Raw genomic sequence first — 13,624 nt, 5'->3', positions numbered from 1 at the left:
GGCTCCCGGTCGAGGCCTCGAGCTCCGCCTCGATCTCCGCGTCGGCCACGGCGATCGCGACGCCGAGCGCCTCGGCGATGTTGCCCGCCGCCGTCATGACCCGGGCGGTACCCACGATGGGGGCGATGGCCACCAGGACGTCCTGCACCTCGGCGATGGTCAGACCGGCGTCGAGGGCGGGGGCGACGTGCGCGAGGTAGGAGATGGGGGGCGCGTCCGAGGCGGCGAGTGCCGCGATGCGGGTGAGGATCAGGGTGTCCGGGGGCAGTCCGCACCGCTCCAGGGAGTCGACGGTCATGGCGGCGAGGGTGTCCAGGACAGGGGTTTCGGATGCGGTGGTCATGGCGGCCGGCCTCCTGATGCGCTGACGGGGGCGCTGGAGGCGGAAGGAACTGCTGTCCGCGGGCGCCACTCTGTGGGTCAACGGTAGAAGCATTCGGGTCGGGGCGCGCGCGGAGCCCGGTCGGTCCGGCAGCGCTCGCCCTGACCGTGGCGGCCCGGCCGACGGGCCGCCACCTGCGGTCGGCGCGGGCGCTGTTCGGCGTCCGGCATGTCTCGGCTCCCCGTCGGACGGGTCACCCGACCGTGGCCGGAGGCCGGGTGGGACGAGTTCCGGCCGAGATCACCGCGATCCGGGGCGAGAACTCGTCCCCCGCGTCCGCGCGGACCTCGGTCAGGCCCCGACGTACGCCGAGAGGTGCTCGCCGGTGAGGGTGGAACGGGCGGCGACGAGGTCGGCCGGTGTGCCCTCGAAGACGAGCCTGCCGCCGTCGTGACCGGCACCGGGGCCGAGGTCGATGATCCAGTCGGCGTGTGCCATGACCGCCTGGTGGTGCTCGACGACGATCACCGACTTGCCCGAGTCGACGATCCGGTCGAGCAGACCGAGCAACTGCTCGACGTCGGCGAGGTGCAGGCCCGTGGTCGGCTCGTCGAGGACGTAGACGCCTCCCTTGTCCGCCATGTGCGTGGCCAGCTTGAGCCGCTGCCGCTCGCCGCCGGACAACGTGGTGAGCGGCTGTCCGAGGGTGAGATAGCCGAGCCCGACATCGGCGAGCCGCCCGAGGATGCGCTGCGCGGCCGGTGTGTGCGCCTCCTCGGTGCCGAAGAACTCCTCGGCCTCGTCGACCGACATCGCGAGCACCTCGCTGATGTCCCGGCCGCCGAGGTGGTACTCCAGGACCGACGCGTCGAACCGCTTGCCCTCGCAGTCCTCACAGGTGGTGGCGACGCCGGCCATCATCGCCAGGTCCGTGTAGATGACGCCGGCACCGTTGCAGGTGGGGCAGGCGCCCTCGGAGTTGGCGCTGAACAGTGCCGGCTTCACGTCGTTGGCCTTCGCGAAGGCCTTGCGGATCGGGTCGAGCACACCGGTGTACGTCGCCGGGTTGCTCCGCCGCGAACCACGGATCGGCGCCTGGTCGACCGACACCACACCGTCACCGGCCGGGATGGACCCGTGCACGAGCGAGCTCTTGCCGGACCCGGCGACGCCGGTGACGACGACCAGTACCCCGAGCGGGATGTCGACGTCGACATCGCGCAGGTTGTTCGCCGACGCGCCGCGGATCTCCAGCGTGCCGGTGGGCTTCCGCAGCGTCTCCTTGACGGAGGCCCGGTCGTCGAAGTGGCGGCCGGTGACGGTGCCGCCGGTCCGCAGTCCCTCGACCGTGCCCTCGAAGCAGACGGAGCCGCCGCCCGTACCGGCGCCGGGGCCGAGGTCCACGACGTGGTCGGCGATCACGATGGTCTCCGGCTTGTGCTCCACGACGAGCACCGTGTTGCCCTTGTCCCGCAGCCGCAGCAACAGGTCGTTCATGCGCTGGATGTCATGGGGGTGCAGGCCCGCCGTGGGCTCGTCGAAGACGTAGGTGACGTCGGTGAGCGAGGAACCGAGGTGGCGGATCATCTTGACGCGCTGCGCCTCGCCGCCGGACAGCGTGCCGGCCGGCCGGTCCAGGGCGAGGTAGCCGAGGCCGATCTCCACGAACGAGTCGAGGGTCTGCTGAAGCGCGGAGAGCAGCGGTGCCACCGAGGGCTCGTCGAGACCGCGGACCCATTCGGCCAGGTCACTGATCTGCATACCGCAGGCGTCGGCGATGCTGATCCGCTTGATCTTCGACGAACGGGCGCCCTCGCTGAGCCGGGTGCCGTCGCACTCGGGGCAGGTCGTGAAGGCGACGGCCCTGTCCACGAACGCCCTGATGTGCGGCTGCATCGCCTCCTTGTCCTTGGAGAGCATCGACTTCTGGATCCGCGGGATCAGACCCTCGTACGTCATGTTGATGCCCGCGATCTTCATCCGGGTCGGCTCGTGGTGGAGGAAGTCGTGCAGCTCCTTCTTCGTGTACTTGCGGATCGGCTTGTCCGGGTCGACGAAGCCCGACTCCTTGTAGAGCCGCATGTTCCAGCCGTCCGAGCCGTAGCCGGGGATGGTGATGGCGCCGTCGTTGAGGGACTTGGAGTCGTCGTAGAGCTGGGTGAGATCGATGTCGGAGACCGTGCCCCGGCCCTCGCAGCGCCCGCACATGCCGCCGGTGCGGTTGAAGGTCGCCTTCACCGTCTTCTTGGCGCCGCGCTCCACGGTGATGGCACCGCTCGCCTTGACCGAGGGGACGTTGAACGCGTACGCGCTGGGCGGGCCGATGTGCGGCTTTCCCAGCCTGCTGAAGAGGATGCGCAGCATGGCGTTGGCGTCCGTGGCGGTGCCGACCGTGGAGCGGGGGTCGGAACCCATCCGCTGCTGGTCGACGATGATCGCGGTGGTCAGCCCTTCGAGGACGTCGACCTCGGGCCGCGCGAGCGTGGGCATGAATCCCTGCACGAAACTGCTGTAGGTCTCGTTGATCAGCCGCTGCGACTCGGCGGCGATCGTGTTGAACACCAGCGAACTCTTGCCCGAGCCGGACACCCCGGTGAACACCGTCAGCCGGCGCTTCGGGATCTCGATGCTGACGTCCTTGAGATTGTTCTCCCGCGCGCCGAGCACGCGGATCAGATCGTGGCTGTCGGCACCGTGCGGCGCAGGCGACTGCGTGTCCGTCCTCGTGGCCTTGCTCATCGTGTCTCCATCTGTCGGGCGGGGCCGCCTTCGCGGTCTCCGCCGGCATCGCCTGGCTCGATCCAACCAGCCGCGCGCGGTGCGCCGGGTGCTTCTCGGCCGGTTCCGACCGCTCGGTCGCGGCCACCGTCCACGACGTACCTCACCGGCGGTGCGGGCCGACGTGATGTGCCGAAGTCCATGCAGACACGCTAGGTGAGGCCCGGTGGCCCGCGCTTCTCGATTCCTGACCGTTTCCGGTCCCGGCCGCCGTCGCCCGGCAGGGCGTGATTCCACCGACCGCTCGGATTCCGTCGGCACTCCACGGCAGCGCCGAAGGGTGGCGGCAGGTGGACCGATCAGGTCTGGGGCGAGAATCGGAGGGTGACCATGCCATCCGATACGTCGCCCATGTCAGGCCAGAGTCAGTGCGGCAAGGACGCACGCAGCCCGTTGCACTCGTTCCTGCGGACGGAGACCGGCAGTGCCGCCGTGCTGCTCGCCGCCGCCCTGGTGGCGCTGGCCTGGGCCAACATCGGCCCCGACTCGTACGCAACGGTGTGGGGCACCGAGCTGTCGATCCGCCTCGGGTCGGGCGGAGTGTCACTGGACCTGCGCGAGTGGGTGAACAGCGGCCTGATGACGCTGTTCTTCTTCGTCGTCGGCCTGGAGGCGCGTCGTGAGTTCGACCTGGGAGAGCTGCGGGAGCGCCGCCGGGTCACCCTGCCGCTGCTGGCCGGCCTCAGCGGCATGATCGTCCCCGTCGTCGTCTATCTGGCCGTCACCGCGGGCCACGGCTCCGCGGCGCACGGCTGGGGTGCCGCGATGTCGACGGACACCGCCTTCGCCCTGGGCATGCTCGCCGTCTTCGGGTCGCGGCTGCCCACCAATCTGCGGGTCTTCATCCTCACCGTCGCCGTCGTGGACGACTTCCTGGCCCTGGCCGTCATCGTCGTCGCCTACAGCGAAGCCATCTCGCTGCCCGCCCTGCTGACGGCGCTCGGCCTGTTCGTGGTCGTCCTGTTGCTGCGGCGCACCATCGGCGCGCGGATTCCCTCCCTGTACGGCGTGCTGGGCGTGGCGATCTGGGTCGCGCTCCTGAAGTCGGGCATCGACCCGGTGGTGACGGGTCTCGCGATGGGCATGATGACCTACGCGTACGCGGCCGAGCGCAGCGATCTGGAACACGCCAGTCGGCTGTTCCGGCGCTTTCGCGAGCAGCCGACCCCGGAACTCGAGCGCACCGTGCGACGCGGCCTCGCCTCGACGCTCTCCCCCAACGAGCGGCTCCAGCAGATGTTCCATCCCTGGACCAGCTACGTGATCGTGCCGCTCTTCGCCCTCGCCAACGCCGGCATCACCCTGAGCACCGGTCAGCTCGCCGACGCCTTCACCTCGCCGATCACCCTCGGCATCCTCTTCGGCTACATGCTCGGCAAGCCCGTCGGCATCATCGGCGGCACCTGGCTCACGACGCGCGCCGGACGGGGACGTCTGCACCCGCCCGTGGGCTGGGGCGCCATCACCGCGGGGGGCACGCTGGCCGGGGTGGGTTTCACCGTGGCCCTGCTGATCGCGTCGCTGGCCTTCGACGGGAGCCGTCTGGAGCAGGCGAAGATCGGCATTCTGGCCGCGGTGGCGGGCTCGTTCCTGCTCACCTGGGTCGTCACCCTGGTGATCGGCGCTCTCGGCGCGCGTTCCCGTGCGCGGGCTCTCCTCGGCAGCGGCCAGGCCATCATCGACCTCAGCGAGCCCGTCGACGTGGAGCACGACCATGTGCGCGGGCCGCTCGACGCGCCCGTGACCCTCGTCGAGTACGGCGACTTCGAGTGTCCCTACTGCGGTCTGGCGGAGTCCGCGGTGCGCGAACTGCTCGCCGACTTCGGTGACGTCCGCTATGTGTGGCGCCATCTTCCGCTCACCGATGTGCACCCCAACGCCCAGCTCGCCGCGGAGGCATCCGAGGCCGCGGCCCGCCAGGACCGCTACTGGGAGATGCACGACCTCCTCATGGCACACCAGGGCGACCTGGGCCCGAAGGACCTGCTCCGGTACGCCGCTCGCATCGGTCTCGACGACGACCGCTTCCGCGACGACCTCCGGGCCGGCGCGGGCACCGCCCGGGTGGCCATGGACGTCGAATCGGCCGACCTCAGCGGTGTCTCGGGCACTCCGACGTTCTTCGTCAACGGCCGCCGCCACTACGGCGCGTACGACATCGCCTCGCTGGCGGCGGCCGTGCGTGCCGCGCGCCAGCGGGCGGCGCTCACGGGAGCGGGACAGGACACCTGAGGCCGGTGTCCGTGTCTCCGGCGTGCGCGGTGCCGGTTCAGGCCGCGCGGGCCCGGAGGCGGCGCAGCATACGGGCGTCCTCGAAGCCCACCGCGCGTGCGGCGGCGTCGACGGTGGCGCCGTGGCTGATGAGGTGCTCGGCGCGCTCCAGACGCAGGGACTGCTGGTAGCGCAGGGGTGTGAGGCCGCCGGTGGCGCGGGTGAAGAGGCGCGTGAGGGTGCGCTCGCTCACGCCGACGGCCGTGGCCAGGTCGGGCAGGGGCACCGGCCGGTCGAAGCGGGCATCGAGCAGGTCCTGCGCGCGGTGCACGGTGTCGTCCAGGTGGGACCGGTACCGGAGCATCGCACTGGCCTGGGGTTCATCGCCGTTGCGCCGGGCGTAGACCACCATGTCCCTGGCCACCTGCGCGCCGACGGCCGGGCCGTGCCGGGTGGCGATCAGGTGCAGGGCGAGGTCGATCCCGCTGGCGATGCCCGCCGAGGTGACCACCCGGTCGTCGGTGGTGTACAGGACGTCGCGGACCACGGCCGCCCGAGGGTAGCGGCGGGCCAGCTCGTCCTGGACGTCGTGGTGCGTGGTGCAGCGACGGCCGTCGAGCAGCCCGGCCCGGCCGAGCGCGTCGGCTCCCGCACAGACACTGGCGACGGTGCCGCCCCTGGCGTGGTGGTCCCGGAGGACCCGCAGACCGGCCTCACCGATGGCGGGGCTGTCGGCCAGGGTGAGCGCCCGCCAGCCGGGTACCACGATCAGGTCGTCCGGGCCGAGCTCGGGCCAGTCGAGCCGGGCCACCAGCGGCAGGCCCTGAGCGGTGGGGACCTGCGACTGCTCGGCGACGTAGTGGAGGGTGTAGGCGTGCCCGAAGTCGGTGGCCGTGGAGAAGACCTGTGCGGGGCCGGCCAGGTCCAGCAGATGGACTCCGGGCACCAGGAAGAAGACGATGTGACTCACGATCCGGTCATCATGCCCGAGACGCGGCCGAGGTCTCAAGATCGTCGACGGTGGCGATGGTGGCGAAGCGCCCCGCCAGGGCGTACTCCGTGCGCCTGATGACCTCCTCGGCGCCCAGGGTGCGGGGGTCCGCCAGCAGTTCCGCCACACTCTGGTCGGCGGGGGCGTCACGGTGCGGGATGGGATTGGTCGCGGTGGCGTCGGAGACGAAGGTGACCGCGTAGCCGAGGTCGCTGGCGAGTCGGGTGGTGGTCTCCACGCACTGCTCGGTGCGGATGCCGCAGACGGTGAGCTCGCGGATGCCGCGCTCGGTGAGGAGCTGCTGCAGGTTGGTGGTGGTGAAGGCGTTGTGCGAGGTCTTGTGGATCAGGGGCTCCGCGTCCTCGCGCCGGAGCTCGTCCATCAGGCGGACGTGCCCGAGGGCGGGGTCGAACACGTCGCCGCTGCCGGGTTCCGAGTGCAGTACCCACACCACCGTGTCACCGGCCCGGCGGGCGAGCCGGACCAGTCGGTCGACCTGTTCGGCGATCTTCGGGTTGGAGATGGTCTCCCACAGCGGGCGGGCGCGGAAGGATTCCTGGACATCGATGACGATCAGTGCTCGGGTCATGCCCCCACTCTGACCGTCGCCCGCCTGTGGGGGACAGACCTCATCGGGTCCGGGAGCGGACTGATCCGGTCACGCCGGTGATTCCCGTTCCGGTCGCGCCCGGAACCGGTCCGGCTGCCAGTCGACGGACCTGATGGGGCAGGAGCCCGCACGGGTCCCATGGACATAAAGGCACGGACATGAAGACATGAGCCCATCAAGGCAGACACATGTACATGGGTGCTGTACATGGGTGGCAGACATGAAGTCATGGGACATGGGACAGGGGACGGACAGGGACACCTCGCCGACAGCGACAGTGACGCGACCACTGACCCATGACCGGCCCTCAGTACCGGCGGGACTCCGGCACCGGCCCCACCCCGGCTTCGCCAACGGACAATTCGGAGACGCGCGTTGGGCGGCCCCACGGAACACATCCAGCCATAGTCCGCCATGGTGGTCGCAACCATGAAGCACGACCCTCCAACTCCCCCGAGTTAATTGATTGTTGGGCTCCAGCCACTATGCAAGGAGGGTTGCGATGCCGATCATTCCTGTCATGAACCTGCAGCCCGACGGGCGGGTCGCAGCATCATGGAGGTGTGGGATGCACCGAAGACTCGCCACAGGCCTTGCTTCCTCGGCCATGGCCATCGCAACCATCACGGCGACCGCTACAGCCGCCAGCGCCGCCCCTGCCGACAAGCCTCAAGTCCTGTCCAGCTGGACCCAGACCAGCGCCTCGAGCTACAACACCTGGGTGGCCGCACGCTCGAACCAGTCGGCCTGGTCGGCGTATGCGTTCGACTGGTCCACCGACTACTGCTCCACATCGCCGGACAACCCCTTCGGCTTCCCCTTCGCCACACCATGTGCCCGCCACGACTTCGGCTATCGCAACTACAAGGCCGCCGGCGCCTTCGATGCCAACAAGCCACGCCTCGACAGTGCCTTCTACGAAGACCTGAAGCGGGTGTGCGCCGCGTACAGTGGCGCGACAAAGACCTCCTGCAACAGCACGGCTTGGACCTACTACCAGGCGGTCAAGGCGCTCGGCTGACCCTTCACCCACCCACGGGGAGCGCCGAGCGCGCGCAGGTCGGCCCTGACATGTGTCCTGCCGACACCCCGTATGAATCGAGCCAACCTCGTTCGGCTGGCGACTTGGTGATGAGCCGTCAACAACGTCGTCGATCCAGCGCGGACAGGCACGTCCTGCCGGTCCACAGGTGGACATGAACCCCCGCCACCCGCCCCGTACTTACTACCCATGCCTTCGTCTACATTGTCCGTCGGACCATAGAGGGAGCACATCATGGGTGTGGGAGCGCGGGCCGGGTGGCGCGGGCTGGCGGGCGTGGCCTTGCTGACCGTCGTGGCGACAGGCTGCTCGGATACCGCCGAGGAGAATCCGAAGACGTCGGTGAGCGCGACGCCGACGGACAAGACTTCCGGCGCCGCCGGCTCGGAGGCGAAGAGCGGCGGCACACTCGGTCCCGCGGGCTCGGCCTGCGAACTGCCGGTCAGCTTCGACACGGCCGAGGACTGGAAGCCGAAGGCCGTCGCCTCGGCGTCGCAGGACACGTCCACGACCGGCTCGGACAGCTCCGGCTCCCCGGAGGACGGCCTGGCCGGCGATCTCGCCGACGCGCTGCTCCGGCAGGGTCCGGTCAGCCTCGTCTGTGAGATCGATGCCAAGCCCGCCGGGAACATCGGCTACCTCAGGGTCTGGACCGGAAAGCCGGGCGCCGATGACGCCGACGCCGTACTCAAGGCCTTCGTGGCCGCCGAGCACGGCGCGAGCAAGGCGACCTACCGCTCGTTCGAGGCGGGCGGGCTGTCCGGCGCCGAGGTGGAGTACGTCTACACCAGCCAGGTGCTGGACGAATCGAAGAAGGAGTGCGCGCTCGCCGTCATCACCGACGACGGCCCGGTCGTCGTGCACCTCGGCGGACTGGACACCGCGGAGCACACCGAGATGCTCCCCGCGTACCGACTCGCGAAGCGGACCCTGCGCACCACCTGACCCCCGCGACCCGATCCGACGACGGGCCGCCGCCCGTCGTCGGACACGGCGTCCGCACCTCCTTCGCGCGCGAGCCGACACGTGGGCATGACCGTCGCTCCTTCTTCGCGAGATGCCGGTCTCCACGGCTGTGCCGGCGCCCTGGCACGCGCCCCCGCACGGGTGCGTCGTCCGTGAGGCGGTTTCGACCGGGCGGACTCAGAATGAGTGAAGCGGCGGCCTCGTACCCGGCCGTCGAGCCGTCTTGGGACGGTCGGACGGGATCGTCGGCCATGCGGTCCCCGACCCTTCGGGACCTGAGTCTTGCGAGCGCGCGGGTGGTTGAGCGATGAAGACGGACGAGCCGGCATCCACGGCCGACGAGGGCGGCGCACCGCAAGGGGCGAGTCGCGCTGCCGCTCCGCCCGCGGGCACAGCTCCCGCTCCACCGGCAGGCATCGCTCCCGATCCGCCCGCGAGCACCCTTCCGCAGGCGGCCCCGGAGGCCGAGAAGGGCGTCCGCCAGGACGAGGCGGTCGCCCTCCTTCGTCTGGCGGCGAGGTTGAAGGCCGCGCACCCCTCGATCGACCCGTCCGTCGTGGATCAGGCGGTCGCGACGGCCCGCGGTTCGTTCCGGCAGGCGAAGGTCAGGACGTACGTCCCGATTCTGATCGAACGCCGGGTCAGGGTGCTGCTCGGCGCCCTCGACCGTGAAGCGGCCTCCCCCGTACCGGCGGCCGTCGGGGACTCGACGGACACGCGGCCGACGACGGCCGGGCCGGTGGCGCGGCCGTCCAAAAGCCCCTCACGCTCTCCCTTCCTCGGCCGATGGATTCCCGCCAGACTCCGGCCCGCGCCCGCCTCCGACCTGGGCCGTGTCGGTGAGCGCCCATGAGCGCGCGGCACACACGGTGACAGGAAGAGAGGCGGGTCGTCATGACGGATGTCAGGGCCGAACGCGTCGCGAGGCTCATCGATCCCTTGCGGGTGGAGCCGGGATCGCGGGTGAACCTGGGCGAGGACTTCGATCCCCGGTACAAGGCCGGGCTGAAGAAGAAGCACGGTGCCGAACTGCTGGAGGCGGGGGTGTCACTGCTCGCCGAGTACCAGGAGCGGCTGGCCGCCCAGGACACGTACGGAGTACTGCTCTGTCTTCAGGCGCTCGACGCCGGAGGCAAGGACGGCACGATCCGGCACGTCATGAGCGGGGTGAACCCGCAAGGCGTCAAGGTGAGCAGCTTCAAGCAGCCCTCCGCCGAAGAGCTCGACCACGACTACCTGTGGCGGTACGCCGCCCGGCTGCCCGCCCGTGGCGACATCGCGATCTTCAACCGTTCGCACTACGAGGAGGTGCTCGTCGTCCGGGTGCACCCGGAGGTCCTCGACCGGCAGCGGCTGCCGTCGGATGTGTGCGGGCCGGACATCTGGGATCGCCGCTACCAGGCCATCAACGACTGGGAACGCTACCTGACCGACAACGGGTTCAAGGTCGTGAAGATCTTCCTGAACCTTTCCAAGGAGGAACAGCGCACCCGCTTCATGAAGCGGCTCGACCTGCCGGAGCGGAACTGGAAGTTCTCCGCGGCCGACGTCCGGGAACGCCGGCGCTGGGACGAGTACCAGCACGCGTTCTCCGAGATGCTCTCGCAGACCAGTACGCCGTGGGCGCCCTGGTACGTCGTCCCGGCGGACCGGAAGTGGTTCGCGCGCGTCTGCACCGCGGCGGTGCTGGCCCACACCCTGATGGACATCGACCCCCGCTATCCCGTGGTCGGCAAGGAAGCGCGCAAGGACCTCCGCGCCGCCCGGCGGGAACTGGAGGCCGACGCTCCTGAGGGCGCGCCGGCCGATCCGTACGCGGCCCGGCATCCGGTCCCCGAAGTGAGCGGCGGGCAGCGCCGCGAGACGAAGAGGAAGCATTCCTCCGCCGCGGCAGGGCGGACCGGGAAGGGCAAGCGGAAGTAAGTCCCCCGGGTTCACGGACGGCGGACCGGATCCAGATCGGAGAGCTGAGATGGCGATGCAGTCGAGCGGCCCCGCGGCTCCGGAGCGCGTTGCTCCGGAGCTCTGGTACGCGCGTTCTCCGCAGGAAGTCGCGTCGGCGTTCGGTGTCGATCCCGCGTCCGGACTCACCGCGGCCCGGGCCGCCGAACTGCTGGCCCAGAACGGGCCGAACGCCCTGCCGGAGGAGAAGTCGAGTCCTGCGTGGCGGCGGTTCGTCGAGCAGTACCGCAGCTATATGCAGATCGTCCTCGTGGTGGCGGCGGTCGTGTCGCTGGCGATCTCCGAGTGGACCACCGCGATCCTGCTCGTCCTGCTGACGCTGCTGAACGCGATCGTGGGCCTGCGGCAGGAGGGGAAGGCCGAGAGCGCGATGAACGCGCTGAAGTCCATGCTGACGGCGACGGCCCGGGTGAGGCGGGACGGCACCGAGTCGGAGATCCCGGCGGAGCGACTGGTCGTGGGCGATGTCGTGCTCATCTCCGCCGGGGACCAGGTCCCGGCGGACGGGCGGATCATCGAGGCCCACGCGTTGCAGATCGACGAGTCCGCGCTCACCGGCGAGAGCGTCCCCGCCGGGAAGGACGCCACGACGCTGCCGGAAGTCCTGCTGGGCCCGGGCGATCAGTCGAACACGGCGTTCATGCACACCCCGGTCACCCATGGCAGCGGTGTCGTCGTCGTCACCGGGACCGGTGAGGGCACGGAGCTCGGGAAGATCTCGGAGATGCTGTCGGCGACCGAGCGGGAGGAGGCACCGCTCACCAAGGAGCTCGACACGCTGACGCTGTGGATCACGGCCGCCGCGGGCCTGACCATGATCGTGATGTTCGCGCTCGGCCGCAGCCGCGACCAGGCGTGGGACGCCCTGTTCGTGAGCGCGGTCTCGCTGGCCATCGCCGCCATTCCCGAGGCCCTGCCCACGGTGACCCAGGCGATCCTGTCCGTCGGCAGTCTCAATCTGGCGAAGCGCAACGCGATCGTGAAGGAGCTGCCGTCCGTCGAGACCCTGGCGTTCACGTCGGCGATCAACTCGGACAAGACCGGCACCCTGACCATGAACCAGATGACGGCGGTGGAGGTCGTGACCCCCACCGACCGGTACACGGTCTCGGGCACGGGATACGGCCTCGACGGGAGGGTCCATCACGCCGCGGGTGCCTCCCCGAGCGTCGAGGACGCGATCCTTCCGTATCTCGTGGCGAACGACGCCAAGCTGGTGGACGGCGAGGTCGTGGGCGATCCCACCGAGGGCGCGTTCCTGGTTCTGGCCCACAAGGCGGGGCTGGACATCGACGCCACGCACGAGCGGCTGACCCGTGTCGCCACGCTGCCCTTCGACCCGGACTACAAGCTGATGGCCACCTTCAACTCCACCGTCGACGCCGTGGGGCGGCCGGTGGTGCGCTGTTTCGTCAAGGGCGCGGCTCCGGCGGTGACCGCCCGCGCGGCCACCGCGCTGTCGGGCGGCTCGACGATCCCGTGGGACGACGAGCTCAGCCGACGCGCCGACGAACAGTCCGAGCGCATGGGCGGTGAGGGACGCCGGGTGATGGCGGCGGCGACCCGGGACCTGGACCCGGCCGACTTCGATCCCGGCGGGGACCTGCTGTCCTATGTCACCGACCTGCGGATGACCAGTCTGGTCGGGATGGTCGACCCGCCGCGCGAGGAGTCCCGGGCCGCCGTGGCCAGCGCCCAGGCCGCCCATATCCGGGTCCGCATGGTGACGGGGGACGACGTCACCACCGGTGCCGCCATCGCCCGGCAGCTCGGGATCCCCGGCGAGGCGATCCTCGGTGCCGATTTCGCCGCGCTGCCGGAGCGCGAGCAGCTGGCCCGTATCGAGGACATCGGTGTGGTCGGGCGGGTGGCGCCGGAGCACAAGGTGCTGCTCGCGGACACGCTCAAGAAGAAGGGCGATGTCGTCGCGATGACCGGCGACGGCGTGAACGACGCTCCCGCCATCAAGTCCGCCGACATCGGTATCGCCATGGGCAGCGGTACGGACGTGGCGAAGAACGCGGCGCGGATGATCCTGTCCGACGACAACTTCGCGACGATCGTCTACGCCGTGGAGCAGGGCCGCAAGCTCTACGACAACCTCACCAAGTACATCCGGTTCGTCCTGCTGTTGCTGGTCACGTTCGTGCTGACCTTCCTCGGGGCCACCATCTTCAACATCGCGGCCGGTGAACCCTTCACCCCGCCCCAGGTGTTGTGGATCCACTTCGTGGTCAACGCCTCGTTCGGTTTCGCGCTCGGCTTCGACAAGGAGAGCGCGGGACTGATGCGGCGCAGCCCGCGTCCTCGGGGGGAGTCGGTGCTGACCCGGCCCGTGATGGTGACGGTCTGCCTCAGCGGTCTGGCCATCACACTGATTCTGCTCGGGCTGATCAAGTTCGGTGAATCGCACTTCGACAGCGTCCGCGTCGGCAGTTCGATGGCGTTCACCGCGTTCGCGCTCTGTCTGATCGTGGCCGCGTTCGAATGCCGGAGTGAGACCGAATCCGTGCTGACGACCAGCACGTTCGACAGCAAGCAGATGAACTGGACGGCACTGGCCCAGTTCGTCCTCGCGGTGCTGGTGACCCAGATGGACGGGTTCCGCCGCATCCTCGGAACCACCGAGATCGACCTGCGGCAGTTCGGCTGGGCGCTGCTGTCCGCCGTCGCGCTCCTGATCCTGTGGGAGGTGGGTAAGCTCCTGGCCCGCAGGGCGCGGCGCACCGGATGAGTGCGAGC

The 13,624-nt window shown here is 69.9% G+C and carries 10 protein-coding genes; 6 read left to right on the top strand and 4 right to left on the bottom strand.

Going from position 1 to position 13,624, the window contains the following annotated elements; all coding sequences use genetic code 11:
* Together ACFWBT_RS19510 and ACFWBT_RS19505 are read right to left on the bottom strand one after the other, a co-directional pair.
* Positions 1-343: carboxymuconolactone decarboxylase family protein (locus ACFWBT_RS19510; RefSeq protein ID WP_385701840.1), on the bottom strand; the 343-nt coding region annotated here is incomplete at its 3' end.
* Between the two features lie 330 nt (positions 344-673).
* Entirely contained in the window at positions 674-3,061 is a 2,388-nt protein-coding gene (locus ACFWBT_RS19505; RefSeq protein ID WP_385701837.1) for an ATP-binding cassette domain-containing protein, read from the bottom strand.
* Positions 3,062-3,451: 390 nt separating this feature from the next.
* Here ACFWBT_RS19505 and nhaA point away from each other — a divergent pair, with 390 nt between their 5' ends.
* Entirely contained in the window at positions 3,452-5,332 is a 1,881-nt protein-coding gene (nhaA, locus tag ACFWBT_RS19500) for a Na+/H+ antiporter NhaA (protein ID WP_385701835.1), read from the top strand.
* 37 nt (positions 5,333-5,369) lie between these two features.
* Here the strand turns inward: nhaA and ACFWBT_RS19495 are convergent, their stop codons facing one another.
* Together ACFWBT_RS19495 and ACFWBT_RS19490 are read right to left on the bottom strand one after the other, a co-directional pair.
* Positions 5,370-6,281, bottom strand: coding sequence for a GlxA family transcriptional regulator (locus ACFWBT_RS19495; protein WP_385701832.1), 912 nt, complete (start codon positions 6,279-6,281; stop codon positions 5,370-5,372).
* 10 nt (positions 6,282-6,291) lie between these two features.
* Positions 6,292-6,891, bottom strand: coding sequence for an isochorismatase family protein (locus ACFWBT_RS19490; RefSeq protein WP_385701830.1), 600 nt, complete (start codon positions 6,889-6,891; stop codon positions 6,292-6,294).
* 589 nt (positions 6,892-7,480) lie between these two features.
* Here ACFWBT_RS19490 and ACFWBT_RS19485 point away from each other — a divergent pair.
* From ACFWBT_RS19485 to ACFWBT_RS19465, 5 genes are all read left to right on the top strand, one after another.
* Positions 7,481-7,933: a phospholipase gene (locus ACFWBT_RS19485; RefSeq protein ID WP_385701844.1), complete on the top strand. Its 453-nt coding sequence runs from the start codon at positions 7,481-7,483 to the stop codon at positions 7,931-7,933.
* Between the two features lie 255 nt (positions 7,934-8,188).
* Positions 8,189-8,899: a lipoprotein gene (locus tag ACFWBT_RS19480; RefSeq protein WP_385701828.1), complete on the top strand. Its 711-nt coding sequence runs from the start codon at positions 8,189-8,191 to the stop codon at positions 8,897-8,899.
* Positions 8,900-9,227: 328 nt separating this feature from the next.
* The gene (locus tag ACFWBT_RS19475) at positions 9,228-9,773 is read left to right on the top strand and encodes a three-helix bundle dimerization domain-containing protein (RefSeq protein WP_385701826.1); all 546 of its coding nucleotides are present in this window, start codon (positions 9,228-9,230) and stop codon (positions 9,771-9,773) included.
* Positions 9,774-9,814: 41 nt separating this feature from the next.
* Positions 9,815-10,843 (top strand): polyphosphate kinase 2 family protein, encoded by a 1,029-nt coding sequence (locus ACFWBT_RS19470; RefSeq protein ID WP_385701824.1) that lies wholly within the window; start codon positions 9,815-9,817, stop codon positions 10,841-10,843.
* Positions 10,844-10,898: 55 nt separating this feature from the next.
* Positions 10,899-13,616, top strand: coding sequence for a cation-translocating P-type ATPase (locus tag ACFWBT_RS19465; protein ID WP_385701842.1), 2,718 nt, complete (start codon positions 10,899-10,901; stop codon positions 13,614-13,616).
* Positions 13,617-13,624 lie beyond the last annotated feature (8 nt).

It is taken from the genome of Streptomyces sp. NPDC060027, from assembly GCF_042737005.1.
Taxonomy (GTDB): Bacteria; Actinomycetota; Actinomycetes; order Streptomycetales; family Streptomycetaceae; genus Streptomyces.
Note: the sequence above shows the minus strand (reverse complement) of the source record. Positions and strands in the feature narration are given on the sequence as shown.